This window comes from Pseudomonas sp. FP2309 (assembly GCF_030687575.1).
Lineage (GTDB): Bacteria > Pseudomonadota > Gammaproteobacteria > Pseudomonadales > Pseudomonadaceae > Aquipseudomonas.
Window position 1 is genome coordinate 359,605 of the sequence record NZ_CP117439.1, and the last position, 18,162, is coordinate 377,766.

16 protein-coding genes and 1 tRNA gene are annotated in these 18,162 nt (G+C 60.8%); 5 read left to right on the forward strand and 12 right to left on the reverse strand.

What is annotated here, in order from left to right:
- Positions 1-93 precede the first annotated feature (93 nt).
- Positions 94-432: a tryptophan synthase subunit beta gene (locus PSH59_RS01550; RefSeq protein WP_248076947.1), complete on the forward strand. Its 339-nt coding sequence runs from the start codon at positions 94-96 to the stop codon at positions 430-432.
- Between the two features lie 55 nt (positions 433-487).
- Here the strand turns inward: PSH59_RS01550 and lapD are convergent, their stop codons facing one another.
- Together lapD and lapG are read right to left on the reverse strand one after the other, a co-directional pair.
- Positions 488-2,434, reverse strand: a complete 1,947-nt coding sequence (lapD, locus tag PSH59_RS01555) for a cyclic di-GMP receptor LapD (RefSeq protein ID WP_305394139.1) — start codon at positions 2,432-2,434, stop codon at positions 488-490.
- An 11-nt stretch (positions 2,435-2,445) separates the two neighbouring features.
- Entirely contained in the window at positions 2,446-3,162 is a 717-nt protein-coding gene (gene lapG / locus PSH59_RS01560) for a cysteine protease LapG (RefSeq protein ID WP_305395261.1), read from the reverse strand.
- 264 nt (positions 3,163-3,426) lie between these two features.
- Here lapG and bcsQ point away from each other — a divergent pair, with 264 nt between their 5' ends.
- A complete protein-coding gene (bcsQ, locus tag PSH59_RS01565; RefSeq protein ID WP_248076953.1) occupies positions 3,427-4,386 on the forward strand; it encodes a cellulose biosynthesis protein BcsQ in 960 nt (319 codons plus the stop codon).
- Positions 4,387-4,627: 241 nt separating this feature from the next.
- Here the strand turns inward: bcsQ and PSH59_RS01570 are convergent, their stop codons facing one another.
- The 5 genes from PSH59_RS01570 to PSH59_RS01590 form a co-directional block, all read right to left on the reverse strand.
- A complete protein-coding gene (locus tag PSH59_RS01570) occupies positions 4,628-5,815 on the reverse strand; it encodes a methyltransferase (RefSeq protein WP_305394140.1) in 1,188 nt (395 codons plus the stop codon).
- Entirely contained in the window at positions 5,796-6,485 is a 690-nt protein-coding gene (locus PSH59_RS01575; RefSeq protein ID WP_305394141.1) for an ABC transporter permease, read from the reverse strand. The genes PSH59_RS01570 and PSH59_RS01575 overlap by 20 nt, the downstream gene beginning before the upstream one ends.
- Positions 6,485-7,177, reverse strand: a complete 693-nt coding sequence (locus PSH59_RS01580) for an ABC transporter permease (RefSeq protein WP_305394142.1) — start codon at positions 7,175-7,177, stop codon at positions 6,485-6,487. The genes PSH59_RS01575 and PSH59_RS01580 overlap by 1 nt, the downstream gene beginning before the upstream one ends.
- A 74-nt stretch (positions 7,178-7,251) precedes the next feature.
- Positions 7,252-8,004, reverse strand: coding sequence for an ABC transporter substrate-binding protein (locus PSH59_RS01585; protein WP_017529568.1), 753 nt, complete (start codon positions 8,002-8,004; stop codon positions 7,252-7,254).
- 13 nt (positions 8,005-8,017) lie between these two features.
- Positions 8,018-8,791, reverse strand: a complete 774-nt coding sequence (locus PSH59_RS01590) for an ABC transporter ATP-binding protein (RefSeq protein ID WP_248076962.1) — start codon at positions 8,789-8,791, stop codon at positions 8,018-8,020.
- Between the two features lie 553 nt (positions 8,792-9,344).
- On the opposite strand from PSH59_RS01590, the gene gabP reads away from it, so the two are divergent.
- Complete coding sequence (gene gabP, locus PSH59_RS01595) at positions 9,345-10,736, forward strand: GABA permease (RefSeq protein WP_248076964.1); 1,392 nt, start codon at positions 9,345-9,347, stop codon at positions 10,734-10,736.
- Between the two features lie 56 nt (positions 10,737-10,792).
- Here the strand turns inward: gabP and PSH59_RS01600 are convergent, their stop codons facing one another.
- A complete protein-coding gene (locus PSH59_RS01600; protein WP_305394143.1) occupies positions 10,793-11,206 on the reverse strand; it encodes a hypothetical protein in 414 nt (137 codons plus the stop codon).
- A 199-nt stretch (positions 11,207-11,405) separates the two neighbouring features.
- Between PSH59_RS01600 and PSH59_RS01605 the strand changes: the two genes are divergently transcribed.
- A complete protein-coding gene (locus tag PSH59_RS01605) occupies positions 11,406-12,371 on the forward strand; it encodes an arsenic resistance protein (RefSeq protein ID WP_248076971.1) in 966 nt (321 codons plus the stop codon).
- Positions 12,372-12,457: 86 nt separating this feature from the next.
- Positions 12,458-14,050: a glycosyltransferase family 39 protein gene (locus PSH59_RS01610; RefSeq protein WP_248076974.1), complete on the forward strand. Its 1,593-nt coding sequence runs from the start codon at positions 12,458-12,460 to the stop codon at positions 14,048-14,050.
- A 137-nt stretch (positions 14,051-14,187) separates the two neighbouring features.
- Here the strand turns inward: PSH59_RS01610 and PSH59_RS01615 are convergent.
- The 4 genes from PSH59_RS01615 to PSH59_RS01630 all read right to left on the reverse strand — a co-directional run bounded on the left by PSH59_RS01615 (position 14,188) and on the right by PSH59_RS01630 (position 17,916).
- Positions 14,188-14,263, reverse strand: a tRNA-Phe gene (locus PSH59_RS01615).
- A 103-nt stretch (positions 14,264-14,366) separates the two neighbouring features.
- Entirely contained in the window at positions 14,367-14,639 is a 273-nt protein-coding gene (locus PSH59_RS01620; protein WP_095186157.1) for an oxidative damage protection protein, read from the reverse strand.
- Positions 14,636-15,703, reverse strand: a complete 1,068-nt coding sequence (gene mutY / locus PSH59_RS01625) for an A/G-specific adenine glycosylase (RefSeq protein WP_305394144.1) — start codon at positions 15,701-15,703, stop codon at positions 14,636-14,638. The genes PSH59_RS01620 and mutY overlap by 4 nt, the downstream gene beginning before the upstream one ends.
- The gene (locus PSH59_RS01630; RefSeq protein WP_305394145.1) at positions 15,700-17,916 is read right to left on the reverse strand and encodes an AsmA family protein; all 2,217 of its coding nucleotides are present in this window, start codon (positions 17,914-17,916) and stop codon (positions 15,700-15,702) included. The genes mutY and PSH59_RS01630 overlap by 4 nt, the downstream gene beginning before the upstream one ends.
- Positions 17,917-18,162 lie beyond the last annotated feature (246 nt).

Sequence of the window (18,162 nt, forward strand, 5' to 3'; positions counted from 1 at the left end):
GCGCCCCCTTGGCATCGGCTTCGGGGAAATGTGTGTAATCTCTGCAGGAGCCGTGTGCGGCGCCTGCAGGGATTTTTTATTGGGAGAAGGCTGATGTTCTACGTGCAACGCGATCAACACAACGCTTTGGTCCGCGTGGAGGCGCAGGCCTTCGATGGCGCCACCGAGACGCTACCGGCTGACCACCATGAGATTCAGGCGTGGTTTGCCGATGACGAGATCGAAACCAGCCTCAAGCAGCTCAAGAGCAGTGACCTTGAGATGATTCGAGTGCTCGATGACTTGATCCAGGTGTTGATCACCAAAAACGTGATGAGCATCACTGACTTGCCACCGGCGGCACAGACCAAGTTTCTGGAGCGTACCCACGCCCGGGCGGCGTTGGGCGGGTTGAGCGAACTGATCAATGACGATGAAACCGGTCTGATCTGACGCGGCGCACCTCCTTCACGGCGAGACCGTCAAGGAGGCACGAGCATTCAACGCTTCACTTCCAGGGCGCTGGTTCACCGACCAGTTGGCCTTGCACCCCTTCGATACCCATCTCGCGGATCACCCGCAACTCACCCTCGGTTTCCACGCGCTCGGCAATCAACGGCAAATCGATGCTGTGGGCGGCACGCTGGATCGCTTCGATGAAAAAGCGCTTGTGGCTTTCCTGATCAATGGCACGGATGTAGCTGCCGTCGACCTTCAGGTAAGCCAGGCCCAGGTTCGCCAGGTTGCCGATCATGCTGAAGCGCCCGCCAAAACGTTGCAGGCCCAGGCTGTAGCCCAGGCTGCGCATACGCCGGGTGAGGCGCTCCAGCTGGGTTTGCTCGGGCACTTGTTCTTCGCCGATCTCCAGGATCAGGCGCGGCCCCAGCGCCGGGTGTTGGGCCAGACGCTCGAATATGCGCTCCAGGGCCTGCGGGTCGTTCAAGGTGGCGGCCGAGAGGTTCAACGCTACCGATTGATCGTGCCCGGTAAGGTGTTTGATCACCAGGTCGAGCATCAGTTGGTCGAGCCGCGCGGTCCAGCCGAAGCGTTCCAGCCAGGGCAGGAAGCGCCCCGCCGCGATGGTCTGGTCCTGGCTGTCGAGCAGGCGTGACAGCACCTTGTAATGCAGCACCTGCTGCGTGTCGCCGCTACTGACCACCGGTTGGAAAAACAAGCGGAAGCGGCCTTGCTTCAGGGCGTCGTCGAGCAAGGTGTGCCAACTGTGTGGATCGTCGCTGACCGTGCCTGCGGTCTGGTGGTCCAGGCACACCCAGGTTTGACCGCCGCTGGCTTCAGCCTGGGCCAATGCCTGGTCAGCGAGCATCAGCAGGTCGGCCGAGGCATCGCCGGGGTTGTACGGCGCCAGCCCGATGTAGGCCACGGTCGACATGTCGGTCGCCCCGGTTTCGTGCAGGCTTTGCAGGGTGCTTTCCAGGGCCTGGGCCAGTTGCAGGGCTTCGTCACGCACCAGGCCGGGGGCAAGCACCGCGAACTCGCCGCCACGGCTGCGGGTGATCAGGTTTTGGGTTTCGGGGTATTTGGCGCAGGTGCGCACCAGTTGCTGGCTGACGGCTTGCAGCAGTTGGTCGGTACGCTGGCCACCAAGGCGTTGGTTGAGACCGGCCAAGTCGTTGACGCGCAGCATCAACAGGTAGCCTGAACTGTGCTCCTCCAGATTACTGACCCGCGATTGCAGCTGCATTTCGAAATAACGACGGTTGGCCAGGCCGGTCAGGCTGTCCTGATAGGACTCCACACGCAGCTTCTCGCTGCGCTCGGTCTGCTCATGGAACAGCGCCTTGAGCTTCTCCACCATCTGGTTCATGGCCTGTACCACCCGGCGCAATTCAGGGGTGCGGGGCAGGTCGGGCAAGCTCAGGAACTCGCGACGAGCAATGGCGTGCGACTGCTCCACCATATAGTCCAGCGGCTTGAGCTGACGGCGCAGCAACAGGGCGCCCAATACCGCGCTCACGGCACCGCAGACCAGCAGCCAGCCCAGGCTGCCGAGCGCGCTCTGCCACAGCTTGGCCAGGGCAAACATCGGGTGGCTGACCACCTCGACCCGTGCCGCCTGTTGCCAGCCACGGCTGACAATGGCATCGCCACCGGCTGGCGCCAGGCCGATCATTTTTACGAACCAGGCCGGTACGTTGCTCGCATCCGGCTCGGCGGCGCGTTCCACCAGCACTTGGTTATTGCTCAGGTCCACCACGCGGATGCTCGCGTAGTAGCCACTGTCGAAGATCGAGCTGACCATCAGTTCGGTCATCGCCGGGTCATCGATATTCGGAGTCAGCGACAGCGCCAACGCGGTGGCTGCGTCCTGGGCGTGGGAGCGCAGTTGGTTAACGTATTGGGTACGTGAACTTTCCAGGCTGACGATGAAGCTACCGCTGAACGCGACCACCAGGAACACGCAGATAGCGATCAGCAATTGTTTGAACAGTGACATCGTAGCTCCTGTTAATTATCCGAACTGGCCGGAAACCCTTCAGCGGTCATTTTTTTCAAGACATCCTGCCAACGTGACAGACGCTTGGTGTCACCGACTTTTTTGTTGCCCGACGCACCGGGAAGCCATAACCCCTCGCCATTGAACGCATACACGGGCAGCAGGTCAGGACGTTGGCTGGCAGGGAGGATGGGGTCCATCAGGCTGTCCAGCACCAAGGGCATGGCCTCCGGGCTTGCATAGTAGGTCAGTACCATATGCGCCCGGTTCTGGCGCAAAGCCTTGACGTAGGTTATGCGCAGCTTCTCGGCCGGCACGCCCAAGTGCCGCAGGCTGAAGTATTTGGCGATGGCGTAGTCTTCACAGTCGCCGGCGCCTTTCCAGAGGGATTGGATGGGGGTCGCCCAATAATCGATCTCGTGCCACAAGTCGATGTCTTCTTCGTAGCGCAACTGGCGGTTGAAGAACAAATTGACTGCTTTGAGTTGCTCGCTCTCGCTTATCTGCTTCTGGGTCGACAGCAGTTGCTGCCAGGCATCGATGCGCTGTCGCCCAGGGCCGAGCGGCCCGTAAAGCGATTCGGCGCGGCGACTGATCTGACTGAAATCCCAATCGGCGAGCAAATCGCCCAGCAGGCCGCCACCGAGCAGCAACGTGATGGCGACGCCGTACAGAATCCGCGGGAGTTTAAAGCGTATCGCCACTGCGATTACCAGAGCGTGCAGCATTGAGGGTGCGGCAATGGTGCGGTGATAGCGGGTAAAAAACAATGGCACGATGAAATCACCGCCAATGAACTGCGCTCAGCGTGAGTCAGAAATCTGACTATTTTCCGCTCGTCCGAAAGCGTTGTTGCAAATTCATCAAAATAATGACACTTGCCGGGGGCTGTCACAGAATGATGACCCTCAAGCGCCTACAAAAAGACCTGCGGTGAAGCCTTATCGTGCTCACGTTCATGTCTTTGAATGGTGTCGTGAAGGAGCCCGGCCATGAGCCGCACCGATGACCTATTTGCCGTGTCCGGCAAGCGCGTGTCCCGTGATTCCAACGGGAAAAAAGCTCGTCTGCACTTTTTCGGCACCGTCCCTTTCGATGATGGCACCCGCGCCAACGGGAAAGATCGGTCGCGCTTTGGTGGGCCATCGTCATACGTCAATGAACTGCCCCAGACTCATGACTTGATCGCGCTGCGTCCGACGGTGGTCGCCTTGATATCCGTAAACGGTGGCGTGGGTCGCAGCACGCTTGCCACTGCGTTGAGCAGCGGCTTGCAGCGCCTTGGAGAGTCGGTGATTGCGCTGGACCTGGACCCCCGGAACGCCTTGCGTCGGCACTTTGGTGTGGACCCTGAGCGACCCGGCGTGGCGCTTAGCAGCCTGCTCAATGCGCCATGGGCAACGGGCCTGCAGTCGGGGTTTGCAGGTTGCCAAGTGCTGCCGTATGGCGATGCCGACACCCAGCAGCAGGAAAACCTGCAGCGTTGGCTCACGCGCGAGCCCAAATGGTTGGTGCGGCATCTGCTGGCGTTGGGGCTGAGCGAGGCCCACACGGTGATCGTCGATACGCCGGCCGGTAACAACGTTTATCTGCATCAAGCGTTGAGCGTGGCCGACATTGTGTTGGTGGTCGCTCAACCGGATGCCGCCTGCCTCGGCACCCTGGACCAATTGGATGCGCTGCTGGCGCCCCACCTTGAGCGTGAGCGTGCGCCCCGTTGTCACTTTGTGATCAATCAGTTGGATGAAAATTCGGCGTTCAACCTGGACATGCTCGATGCATTCAAGCTGCGTCGGGGGAAATATCCGCTGGAGGTGGTGCACCGCGACCCGGCGATCAGCCAGGCGCTGGCCTTTGCCACGGACCCGCTGGATACCCTCGCGCCAAGCCAGGCAGCGGACGATATCAATGGGCTTTGCCGGCTATTGATCACACGTAAAAAAACCGTGTAAAGCACGGTTTATACGCTTAACGCCAGATGCTTATGCACAATCGGCAGGTGCGGCCAGTCACGGAACAGCCATTTTGTGGAGTTGTTCTCATCACGCTGCAACTGCCTGTTTTGCGTGTGTTTTATTTTGTGAACAAAAAATGATCAGTCAGGCTTTTGGTCTGTAGCGCATATGGCTATGGGTTCTGTAAAGAATTCATCAACAGAGTTATCCACAGGCTGGGGTGCGACAATTTTGCCCCTTAATCGCGCTCGGCAAGCACCATCAAGTTGCGCGGCGTCAAGGCCATCTCGCAGAAGCTGCCGACCTCAACCCTATAGCCGCGTTCGGCCAGGAACAGTGCCCGATCCAGTACCAGCCAAAGCTCCAGCGGGCGCCGAAACAGACCACGTACCAACTCCAGGTTCCTGACCTCGGCCAGACGCCGCCAACCCTGTGCCTCCAGCGCAGGCCAGTCCTGTTCGCCTGTGGATAACCCTTTGAGGTCTGCCAACTCACGGCAGTAGTCGGCGAAGGACTTCGCCAGCCAAGCGGCGGGCAGGGAAGGCGTAGGCAGGTACTCGTCGCAGCCGCGTACCTGACGCTGCAACTGATCAAAACCCAAGCGACGGGCCATCGAGGTGTCCCGTTGCAGGCGCACGCGTTTACCTGCGGTGACGGTTTCGCTCAGCGGCAGGCCAAGGTCGTCGACCGACAGTTGCAAGGTTGACGCACGGCCCGTCTCGGACAGCGCCTGGTAGGTGGCCGCATGGATGCGGTTGTAGCAGCAGGGCGCCAGTGCCAATTGCTTGCAGCCGGCGGCGCTGGCCAGCTGCAGCAGGCGCACGTGCAGGTCGCCGCAGGCATGCAGGGCGATCGGTGTGTGGTCGGCATTGATCGCCACATCTGCCATCACGTCTTGCAGGCGATGGGTGACGGGCAGGCCGTGGTGGTCGCTCAAGGCCTGGCCGGACGCGACCAGGCGCGGGTCGTATTCCAGGCAGGTGAGGTGTTGGCCGGTGTGCAGCAGACGGCGGCCAAGGTGGCCCTTGCCGGCGCACCAGTCCAGCCAGTGGGTGGGCGTTTGCGCAAACTGCAGCGCGGCGCCGAAGGCTTCGATCTGTTGCCATTTGCGCCCGGGTACGTCGACGTTCAAGCGCTGCGCGGCGGGTGTCAGCGGCTGCGTCGGTAACTTATCCACAGCGCTCAGGCGCAGGGCTTCGGCGGCCAGCGCGGGGAAGGGCGCAGGGGCTTGCAGTTCATGGGGGCTGTTGTGGCTGGCTTCCGCCTCGGCCAACGAGCGTTGACGCAGCCAGCCGGCGAGCGCGGGATGCTCGCGTTCCCAAGGCAGGTGTAGATGGGTAAAGGGCCGTGGTCGCCACAGCCCTTGGTGCTCGATCAGGAACGCATCCAGCGCCCGGAAACGCGCTTCAACGTCCCTGGCAGGCATCGACGCGCAGCCAGCGTTCCAGCAGTTTGAAGCCTTGTACCAGAAGGTAGGAGATCAACAGGTAGAACACGCCGGCGGTGAAGAACATTTCTACCGTGAGGTAGTTGCGCGCAATGATCGTGCGGGCCATGCCGGTCAGTTCCAGCAGGGTCACGGTACTCGCCAGCGAGCTGGCTTTGAGCATCAGGATCACTTCGTTGCTGTAGGCCGGCAGCCCGATGCGCGCGGCGCGGGGCAGAATGATGTACAGCAGGGTCTTGGGCTTGGACATGCCCAGTGCGCGGGCCGCTTCGATCTCACCTGGCGGAATGGCCTGGATGGCGCCGCGCAGAATTTCGGCGATATACGCGGCGGTGTGCAGCGTCATGGTGGCCGTGGCACACCAGAACGGGTCGCGCAGGTAGGTCCACATGAAGCTTGAGCGGATGCTGTCGAATTGGGCCAGGCCGTAATAGACCAGGAACAACTGCACCAGCAGCGGCGTACCGCGAAAGAAAAAGATGTAGGCGTAGGGCAGGGAACGCACGTACCAGCGCTTGGACGAACGCGCGATACCCAAGGGGATGGCCAGGATCAGGCCGAGAATCACGGCGATGCCGACCAGCTCCAGGGTGAGGGTGGCACCTTGGATAAACTTCGGCAGCCACTTGATGATGACTTCCCATTCCATTACGTCGTCCTCACGAAGCCGCGGGCGGCGCGTTTTTCCAGCAGGTGCATGGCAACCATCGACAGTGATGTCAGGCCCAGGTAAATGAGCGCGGCAACCATATAAAAGGTGAACGGCTGTTTGGTGACGGTAACGGCGATTTGCGCGTGGCGCATGATTTCTTCAAGGCCGATGACCGTGACCAGTGCGGTGTCTTTCATCAGGATCAGGAACAGATTGCCCAGCCCCGGCAGGGCGATGCGCCACATCTGCGGCATGATCAGCCGGGTGAAGATGCGAAATTTCGACAGCCCCAATGCCACACCGGCTTCGCGGTGGCCTTTGGGAATGGAGATGATCGCCCCGCGCAGCACTTCCGTGGCATAGGCGCCGAAGCACAGCCCCAAGGCAATGACGCCCGCGGCGAAAGCGCTCAGGGACAGGTCGGGAATATTGAACAACTCACCCAGCCCGCGCATGGCGTTGATGGTGCCGAAGTAAATCAGCAACACCCACAACAGCTCCGGCGCACCGCGAACGATGGTCGAATAAGTGCCGCCCAGCCATTGCAACGGCTTGTACGGCGAAGTCTTGGCCAAGGCACCGGCAAGGCCCAGCACCAGCCCCAGGCACAGGGCCGTGAGCGCCAGTTTGACGGTCATCAGCGCACCCGCGGCAAGCGCGGGGCCGAATCCGTAGAGATCGAAATTCATGGTGTTTTCATATCGCGGCAGGCATTACAAAAAGCCGGCGCGCCCAAGGGGGCGCGCCGGGCATTTCGCTCAGATCATTCGATGCTGAACGGGAAGTACTTGTCGTTGATTTTCTTGTAGGTGCCGTCTGCCTTGATCTCTGCCAGGGCTTTGTTCAGGCGCTCGCGCAGCGGATCGCCCTTGCGTACGGCGATACCGATCTTGTCGCTTTCTACTACCGGGTCGCCCTTGAACTCGTAGGCCGAACCGTCTTTGCTCTTGAGCCACTCGTATTGCACGTACTTGTCGGCCAGGATGCCGTCCAGGCGGCCGGACGTCAGGTCGAGGTAGGCATTTTCCTGGGTGTCATAGAGCTTGGCTTCGGTGTCCGGCAGCTTGTCTTCCAGGTAGCTCCCGGCCAGCGTGGCGCGCTGTGCGCCGATGACTTTGCCCTTCAGGTAACCGGCGTCGGTCTTGAAGTCTGCGGTGGCTTTAGGCGCGATGAACTGCAGCTTGTTGGAGTAGTACGGGTCGGTGAAGTCGACGGCCTGCTTGCGCTCGTCGGTGATCGACAGCGAGGACACCAGGAAGTCGAATTTCTTGGCGTTCAGGGCCGGGATGATGCCGTCCCAATCGGAGACATACACTTCGCATTTTTCGACTTTCATCTTGGCGCACAGGGCGTCGCCGATGTCTTTGTCGAAGCCGACAACGTTGCCGCTGGCGTCTTTATTGTTGAAGGGCGGGTAGGCCGCTTCGATCCCCATTTTCAAGGTTTCTGCCATGGCCGTGGCGCTGAACGCCATCGAGACGGCCGCGGCCAGAAGGAATTTTTTATAGTTCTGCATGCATGTTGCTCCGTTAGCGGTTGCTGGACATGAATTGTTTGCAGCGCGCCGAAAGCGGGTTTTCAAACACCTGCTGTGGCGATCCTTGCTCTTCGATCAGGCCTTGGTGCAAGAACACCACCTCACTGGACACCTGACGGGCGAAGCCCATTTCGTGGGTGACCAGCAGCATGGTGCGGCCCTCTTCGGCCAGTGCGCGGATCACATTTAGTACTTCCTGAACCATTTCCGGGTCAAGGGCGGAAGTGGGCTCATCGAACAGGATGACCTTGGGCTGCATCGCCAGGGTGCGTGCGATGGCCGCCCGTTGTTGCTGGCCGCCGGACAGCTGCGCGGGATAGGCGTGGCGCTTGTCGGCGATGCCGACCTTGTCCAGCAGGGCTTCGGCCACTTCTATGGCCTCGGCCTTGCTCTGGCCGAGCACACGGCGGGGGGCCTCGATGATGTTGTCGAGGACGCTCATGTGCGGCCACAGGTTAAAGTTTTGAAACACAAAACCGATTTCGCTGCGCAGGCGATTGATCTGCCTGCCGTCGGCGGCTATCAGCTCGCCGTTTTTCGCGGCCTTGAGCTTGAGGGCTTCGCCCGCCACCAGGATCTCGCCCTGATGGGGGTTTTCCAGCAGGTTGATGCAGCGCAGGAACGTGGACTTGCCGGAACCGGAGGAACCCAGGATCGAGATCACATCGCCGTCGCGAGCGGTCAGCGAGATACCTTTGAGTACCTCAAGCTCACCATAGCGTTTATGCAAGTTGCGGATTTCAAGCGCGGGCGTGGCCTGGGCCATGTGCGGTCCTCATTGTGTTCGGTGCGATCTGCGCTGTTGGGCGCCTTCCTGGCGAGGCGCCAAGCTAGCATAGCGTCCGGACGACACCAACAGCGCTGCGGACGGTAAACAGACGGTGTGCGGCAGGGTGTCGCATCGGCACAGCAGCGTGTCGCGCCATCAACAACCGAACAACCGTTTGAACCGGGGAAACCGCAGGCTTCGCGTAAAAAAGGGCGCGATGGTGCCAGCTTTGGCCGGGTGTTGGAAGGATTAAACGGGCAAACGGTACCTATCGGCACTTATAGGGAGCGTCACGCGCTTTGTGTGTGCGTTTTTGGTGCACAACTTCGTCTTGAATGTGAGTCGCACGGTAACGCTATAGCTAAATGCCATTGTTCTCAATGACTTGCGATCACTCTTGAAATCTTCTACAGCCCGCGTCAACCGGGCTTTTGTAACATTTTGGCGCAAATCTTGCGTAAAAAATAAAGAACGCCCTGTTGGTTTCTCTTCACGAGGCAGAACCCAGGCCGGGCGGACCGTTTTCGCAATTCCTCGCAAAGGTGTGTCAATGAGTAGTACGCAAAGCTCCAATGACCTCGAACAGGGGCTCAAACCGCGTCACGTCACCATGCTGTCGATCGCCGGCGTTATTGGTGCCGGTTTGTTTGTCGGCTCCGGCCACGCGATTGCTGCCGCCGGCCCGGCCGTACTGCTGGCGTATGCCGCTGCGGGTACGCTGGTGGTCTTGGTGATGCGCATGCTGGCCGAAATGGCCGTGGCATCGCCGGACACCGGTTCGTTCTCCACCTACGCCGACCGTGCGATCGGGCACTGGGCCGGGTTCACCATCGGCTGGTTGTACTGGTGGTTCTGGGTATTGGTAATTCCGTTGGAAGCCAACGCTGCCGCGACCATCCTCCATGCCTGGTTTCCCGATGTGGCCATCTGGGCCTTTACCTTGGTCATCACCTTGTTGCTGACCGCCACCAACTTGTTCAGTGTGAAGAACTACGGCGAATTCGAGTTTTGGTTCGCGCTGATCAAAGTCGTGGCGATCGTGGGCTTTGTGATTCTTGGCCTGGCGGCGATTTTCGGCTTCCTGCCCACCAGCCAGGTCAGCGGCGTGTCGCACCTGTTCGACACCCAAGGCTTTATGCCTAACGGCATGGGCGCCGTATTGGCGGCCATTCTGACCACCATGTTTTCGTTCATGGGCACCGAGATCGTCACCATCGCGGCGGCCGAATCGAAGAACCCAGGCCAGCAAATCACCAAGGCCACTAACTCGGTGATCTGGCGGATTGGCTTGTTCTACTTGCTGTCGATCTTCATCGTCGTGTCCCTGGTGCCATGGAACGATCCGACCCTGGCGGCCGTAGGTTCGTACCAGACCGTGCTGGAGCGCATGGGCATTCCGAATGCCAAGCTGATCGTCGACCTGGTGGTGTTGGTGGCTGTGACCAGTTGCCTTAACTCGGCGTTGTACACCGCGTCGCGCATGCTGTTCTCGCTGGGCCGTCGCGGTGACGCACCGGCCGTGGCCAAGCGCACCAATAAAAGCGGTACGCCTTATTGGGCGGTGCTGCTGTCCACCGGGGCTGCGTTCCTGGCGGTGTTTGCCAACTACGTGGCACCGGCGGCGGTGTTTGAGTTTCTGCTGGCCAGCTCCGGCGCCATTGCGTTGCTGGTGTACCTGGTGATCGCGGTGTCGCAACTGCGCATGCGCCAGAAGCGCGCGGCGGCGGGCGAGAAGATCGTCTTCAAAATGTGGCTGTTTCCTGGCCTGACCTACGCGGTGATGGTGTTTATCGTGGGCACACTGACCATCATGCTGTTCCAGGAGGCGCACCGCGTTGAGATCCTTGCGACCGGCGTGCTGAGCTTGCTGGTGGTGGTGGCGGGGCTGATTGTGTCGAGCCGTCGCAAGGCGCAGAGAGCAGGGGCTGCGGTCCTCAACTGACCCAGGGCGGTTAAAAATGTGGGAGGGGGCACGCGCCGCCTCCCACTTTTTTTGCGTCAGTCTTGGGCGTCGGTGAGGGCCTGGGACGCCGCGACGTAATCTGCCTGGAACGCTGGTGACTCGATCCACGCCAGCGCCGCCGCTTCATCGTCGCTGTCGGTGGCCCACTGCCGATATTCGATCAGCACTGCCAGGATAAAGTCGGTGGCGGCTTCTTCGCCTTCCTGTTCCAGCACCAGCGCCAGCAGCGGGTGGGCCAGGAATGCGGCGCACAACGCTTGCTGGCTGGTTTCGCCGGCCTCACGCATTTCCACGAACAGTTCGGTCAAATCCACCGACTCAAGATCAATGCGGCTGTCATCGCCGGCGAATGCGTCCGGCTTGGTGGCGACGGCACGTTGGGTGCGGTTTTGCTTGGCCTTGGTCTTTGCCCGCTGGGCACGTTTTTGCTGCTTGTTCGGCGAGGCCATGGGCTCAACGTCCTAAGGTTCTGGATCTGGGTGGGGTATTGAAGCGCAGGTCGGGGCAAATCCCAAGGGGTTCTTCGTGGTGGCTTGTGGCGTTGGTGCGCATTCGCCAGAAAATCCGCAGGCGCCAGGGTTGCACGGGTCGACCTTGGGTCGCCTTGCGCATAGGCTGGCGCCTTTGCGATTTTCTTGAGTGCTGCACATGACCCGCGACGCCCTTGAACACCACCAGATCCCGCTCTACTTCGTCGCTGTGCTTCTGGCCGCTATCGTTGGCCTGATGGCTCCCATATTGGCTCATGCTCTCGGCTCACTGGTCACGCCCGCCATCGCGGTACTGATGTACGCCATGTTCCTGCAGATCCCTTTCCTGGATCTGCGTGATGGCTTGGGCAATAAGCGTTTCCTGGCGGCGTTGCTGCTGGCCAACTTCATTTTGGTGCCGCTGCTGGTAGCGGGGTTGACCCGTGGCCTGGAAGAGCGCCCGGCGTTGCTGGTGGGGGCGTTGCTGGTGTTGCTGACGCCGTGTATCGATTACGTGGTGGTGTTTACCCACCTGGGCAAGGGCGATTCGCGATTGATGCTGGCGGCCACACCGCTGCTGTTGTTGCTGCAGTTGGCGCTGTTGCCGGTGTACCTGGGGTTCATGCTGGGCGCGCAGGCCGAGGTGGTGGTGACGGTTGGACCGTTCGTGGAGGCGTTTGTGTGGTTGATCGTGGTGCCGATGGTGCTGGCGGTGCTGACCACTTCCCTGGCGCGGCGCTCTTCTGTGATCAATGCATGGAACAGCGCCTGGGCCTGGCTGCCGGTACCGGCGATGGCAACGGTGTTGTTTGTGGTGATTGGCTCGCAGGTGACCTCGGTGGTGCGCGATATCGGCCTGTTGCTGCCGGTGATTCCGGTCTATCTGGGCTTTATCGTCTTGGCGCCGCTGGCGGGAATGCTCACAGCATGGATGTTCAGGCTACCGGCGCTCACGGCGCGGGCGGTGACGTTCAGCGCATCGACGCGTAATTCGCTGGTGGTGTTGCCCCTGGCGCTGGCCCTGCCCGAAGACGTGCGGGGGTTGGCCGCCACGGCGGTGATCCTGCAAACCTTGCTGGAATTGGTCGCCGAGTTGATCTACATCCGCCTTATCCCCGCACTGGTGTGGCCCGCGCGCCTCTGATTGCGTGAATCTTCAGGTCTGTTCAGGCGCTATTCAGGGGCGCGCTCGGCACCATAAGTCGGCGCCCCCACCTGACAGGTCAACCGATGGATCACCGCAGCCGTTTTCGCCTGGAGTCCCTGGGCATCTTTGTGTTTGCCTTGCTGCTGTTCACCTTGGGGATCTGGGATCAACAACCCCAAGGGTTTGACGGACGCTGGGCGTTGTTCCTGCAAGAAATGTTTCGCCATGGCGCGAGTTTTTTCCCGACAACCTACGGCCAGCCTTACGCGGATTACCCTGGCACGGCGACCTTCTTCAGCTTGGTGTTTGCCCGCCTGTTTGGCGCGCCCAATCACCTGGCGAACGTGCTGCCCACCGCGTTGGCGTCTGCCGGGGTGGTGGCGCTGATCTATCGCTTGCTGGTCGCGTCGAACCGGCAGTGGGCGTTGCTCACGGTGTTGCTGACCTTGCTCACCACCCAACTGCTGGAGAAGTCCCGCTCGGTATGCCTGGACCAGATGGTGGCGCTGCTCTGTATCGCCAGCTTCTATCTGCTGCACAGCGGCGGGCGCTGGCGGCAGCTTGCGGTGTTCCCGTTGTTCGTCCTGGGTTTTGCGATACGCGGGCCATTGGGGCTGATCGAGGTGTGCGGTGTGGCCTGCGTGTATTGGGCGTTGGGCAGGCCTGGGGAGCGACTCAAACAGGTGTTGGTCCACGGCATCGCTGGCTTGGTGTTGCTGGGCGCCTGTTGGTGGGTGCTGGTGAAACTGGCGCGTATCAGCGGTGGCGATGCATTCGCCGATGAGGTGTTCAGGATGCAAGTGGGCGGGCGCCTGGACGAAACCGGCGAGCCGTTTTATTTCTATTTTCAGTTGAGCTTGTACCGCTATTTCCCGGTGGTGCCATTGGCGCTGGCCACCTTGATCGCCTTGCGTCATCGCTGGGCTGAACGCGGTGACGAGACCGTGCAGTTGGTGGTGCGTCTCGGCGCCTGCGGCTTGATGATCTTGCTTGGCTTGTCGGTGCCGCACTTCAAGCGGGCTTATTACATCTTGCCCATGGTGCCGATGTTTGCGGCTGTCGCCGCCTATGGGCTGCTCCAGGCGCAAGGCTGGCTCGTTGGCGTGCGCCGCTGCTACGAAGGCCTTGTCGCGGCGCTGCCGGCGTTGTGTGCGGTTGTAGTCTTTGTCTGTCGGCACAGCTGGCAAAAGCACGGTTACTGGCCAGACGTTTCGTTGCCGTTATTGACGAGTGCGCTGGTGGTGTTGCAAGTGGCGGCGTTGCTCGCCTGGCGGCGGACGGCGCGGTTGGTGTGGCTGAGCCTGATCGCCTTGGCGGCGCAGTGGCTGCTGCTGGTGACAGTGATCGAGCCGGCCAAGGATCTGCAGTTCGATACCCGCGCGTTTGTCCGGCAGGTGGAAGCGTTGCGTCATGCGCAGCCGGGGCCCTTGGTGTTTATCAATCTGGGCCGCGATACCTGGGCGGTGCGCTACATGATGAACCTGGACCACGATGAGCAGCCGGTGTTTATCGGCAGTCACGAGCTTGAGCGGTTAGGCACAGTGCCGCGACCCGCCTGGGTAATTATGTCGCGCAAGGAGGGTGCGTTGCTGCACGGCACTGCGATGGAGTCGCTGGCACCTGCGTTCGAGGGGCGCTTGAACGACAACCCGTTGTGGGTGTTTTTACTCAAGTAGGGGGTTGCGTGCGCGCAGATCCGGGGTGGCGTTAAGTGCTGCGGATCTACGCCATAAATCGCAGGCAACAAAAAACCCGCACTGGGCGGGTTTCTTGTGTGTTTCAGATGGCGTTTGCACCACCTGAAACTAATGAGTGGTGCCCAGAGACGGAATCGAACCGCCGACACGGGGATTTTCAATCCCCTGCTCTACCGACTGAGCTATCTGGGCAACGGGGCGCATTAAACGGGTTTTTCAGGGGGGCGTCAAGCAAGTTTTCAAAAAAAATTTAATTATTACCGTCGCTTACGTGTCGACCCCGGTTTTTGTTCAATTATTGAGCAGGTGGAACATAGCCGTCGGCCTTGGCGTAATCCTCGCCGGAAAAGAACTTGTCCATTTCGCCCGCCAGGTATTTACGGTCTTCGGCGTTCATCATGTTCAGGCGCTTTTCGTTGATCAGCAGGGTCTGGTGTTTCAGCCAGTCGCCCCAGGCTTTGGCGGAGACGTGGTCGTAAATGTCCTGGCCCTTGGCGCCCGGGTACGGAGGGCGTTCCAGGGCTGGCAGTTCTTCTTTGTACTTGCGGCACATTACGGTGCGGGTCATGACGACACTCCTGCATTCAATACATCGGCCGCGCGCTTGAGCAGTTTCTTGACCGGGGCGGCAAGGCCCAGGCGCGGCGGGGTGGCGAGGTTATACCAGAGCCAGTCGGCCTCGGCCACGTGATGGGCGGATTCCTCGACCTGTACCAGCCAGGGTTCGATGGCCAACTGGAAGTGGCTGAAGGTGTGGACCAGGCCGGGCAGTTCCTGCTGTTTACCCAGCTCAAGGGCGTGCTGGTTGGCCAGGTGTTCGAGGTCTTGCAGATCGTCGAGCTCCGGCAAGCTCCACAAACCGCCCCACAGGCCGGTGGAAGGGCGCCGGTAAAGCAGAATCGCACCTTCGGCGTTGGCCAGCATCGGCATCAGCGTGCGCTTCTGGGGGATGGTCTTGCGCGGCTTGGGGATCGGGTAGCGCGTCTCCAGGCCGAGCATGTGGGCTTCGCAGCCTTTTTCCAGCGGGCACAGCAGGCAGCTGGGTTTGCTGCGCGTGCAGAGGGTGGCGCCCATGTCCATCATCGCCTGGGTGTAAGCGTTGACGCGGTCATGGGGGGTGAAGCGCTCGGCGGTGGCCCACAACTGTTTGGCCACCTTGGGCTCGCCAGGGTAACCCTCTTGCGCGGTAAAGCGTGCCAGTACGCGTTTGACGTTGCCGTCCAGAATCGGCGCGCGCAGGCCCATGCTCAGGCTGGCGATCGCGCCGGCGGTGGAAAGGCCGATGCCGGGCAGCTCGGTGAGCTTTTCGACATCCCTGGGAAACTCGCCGCCGTACTCGGCCATCACGATCTTTGCAGTCTTTTGCAGATTGCGCGCCCGGGTGTAGTAACCCAGCCCGGTCCACAGGTGCAGCACTTCGTCTTCCGGCGCGGCGGCCAGGGCTTCGACCGTCGGCAGGGAGGCCATGAAACGGTCGAAGTAATTGAGTACGGTGCTCACCTGAGTCTGTTGCAGCATGATTTCCGAGACCCACACCCGGTAGGGCGTAATGCCCTGTTGCCAGGGCAGGTCATGACGGCCATGGCGGTCGTACCAATTGAGTACCGCCTGCGAAAACTGCTCGTTTCTCATCGTTTGAACAGGCCTTTCAAAGCATCTTTGAGCTGTGGATTCACCTTGTCGAGCTTCTCTTCCAGCTTGTCGCTGAGCTTGTTGCCGGCCGCCTTGATCGCCACCTGGCTCAAGCCGTCCTTATCCAGACGGCACGCCTTGGCGCCCAGTTCCAGCGGGCCACGGCAGCGCAGCGGCACTTCGATGTCGCGGAAATTGGCGCCTACTTCGCAGGCCGGGTCCGGCACTTCGCGCTGGTCGCCCTCGACGATGATGCCTACGCGGTAGTCCATGCCCAGCACGCGCAGGTCGACGTCGCCATTGCCGTTGACCGCCAGGCCAGGGATGCGCACTTTCAAGTCGGGGTTGTTGGCCACGCCGTTACGGAAAGTCAGGTTGCCCTTCAGCTCTTGGAACGGCGTGTCTTTGCCGCGCTGTTCGCCGCTCAGGGTCTTGCGATTGAGCATTGCGATGCCAGTGCACAGTTGCTGTTCAAGGTTGGCGTTGAGCAGCACTCCGTTGTTGATCACAAAGCTGGCGGTGCCGTTGAGGCTGTCGATCAGCGCCTTCTGGCTGTTGCCGCGACCGCTGAGGTTGCTGTCGAGGGTGATCTGGCCTTTGACCGGCGGCGTTTGCCCCTGGGCTTGCAGGATGCGCTCGACCGGTACTTGCTTGATCCGGCTTTGCAGGGCCAGCAGCGGAATGTCCTGGCGCACATCCAGCGTGCCGTTGGCCTGGAAGGTGCCGTTGTAGAGACCGCCGCTCAGCGTGCTGAGCTTGAGTTGACCGTCAACGCCAGAGGCTTTGAGCACGGCATTCTGGATCGGCAATTTGCTTAAGGTCAGTTGGTCGAAGGCCAGGTCGGCGTCGATATCCAGCTTGCGCAGGTGGGCCAGCGGCAGCAGTTTGTCGGTGCTCCAGGCGCCTTTGGTCGGTGCGTCAGGGAGCGGCGTGGTGCCGCCGGCGGCCATGGCGCCGGCTTCGCTGTTCTGTACTTCGGCCTGGCGGGCGGCGGTGGCCCCCTTGGCGGATTCGGATTTGGCCGGCAGGTAGTTGTCGGCGTTGAAGCTGTCGCCCTTGAGCTGCACGCGCAGCGCCTGCTTGGCGAAATCGTCCACGGCGACGCGACCGGTGAAGGTGCTGCCATCGAGTTTCAGGTTCAGGTCTTCCAGCGTCAGGCTGGTCGGCGTGCCTTTGAGGCGGCTGACCAGTTCGACCTTGCTCAGGCTGCCCTCGGCCATTGGTGGCAGTGGGTTGCCGACGCTATCGAGGAACTTGGCCAGGTCGAACTGGGCGATGGACAGTGCACCGCTCAGTTGTGGCGTCTTGTCCAGGTCGTTGACCTTGAGTTCGCCCAACGCACGCAGTTGGTTGGCCGACAGCTTCATGTTGGTCCATTCGGCGATGTTGGCGGCCTGGTCGACCAGCAGTTGACCCTGGGTGGAGAAGGTCACGGTCTTGCCTTGCAGCGGCTCGCCAGTGGCTTCGCCGCTGATACGCATGTCTTCGAACTGGTAGCGCTTGAGGGCGCGCTCGATGCGCAGGCTGCCGTTGAGTTCGGTTTTGACGCGCATGACCGGTTGGTTGCTGCCGAAAAACGCGGTGAGCTTGACCGGAATGCTCGCACCTTCGTGGATGGCGCCAGCGCTCAGTTGGATGCTCTCGGCGCTGAACTGCTTGCCGGTCTGCTCATCGTTGTATTCGATGCGGGCGTTGTTGACCGTCAGGCTGTCGATATCCAGGCGGATGGGCTGGGCCGGTTTTTCCGGCTTGGTTTCAGCGACCGGTTCCGCCGGAGCCTGAACAGGCGTGCCGGTCGTTGCGTCGGGCACGTTCTTGCCGATGTCTTCCCAGTTGCCGTGGCCCTGCTTGTCACGGTTCAGGCGCAGGTTCAGGCCTTCGACACGCACATCGCTCATCTGCACTTCACGGCGCAGCAGCGGCAGCACCCGCACCGACAGACCGAGCATTTGCAGATCGGCGAAGGGTTGGGTTGGCGTGGTCAGGGTGGCCACGCTGGCTTCGTGCAGTTCAAGGCCGAGCCAGGGGAACAGGCTCCAGCCGATATCGCCATTGAGCGTCAGCTCGATGTGGGCCTTGTCGCGGGCAATCTGGCGAATCTCTTCTTTGTAGTCGTTGGGATCGAAGAGGTGGGTCAGGGCAAAGCCGAGAGCCACAATGATCAGCAACAGCCCGAGAAGTACCAGACCCAGGATTTTGCCGAACGCTTTCATGGGCGAGTCCTTGTATGTCGATTTCAAAATTTAGCCGCAGAGTATAACGCCCGACGGCCGGTGGCAGGTCACCGATCGTTACATTGTATCCAGACCGGGTTGAACGGGAATTTGACGTCAATAAAAGCGAAATTTCCGATAAAAGTGATGTCACTTTGGTTTTTCTGGCGCTCGCAAATGCTAATCTTTGCGCGTTCGTCCGCCTTCTGCGACGTATCGTCGCGCCAAAATGGAGCTTCACTCAAC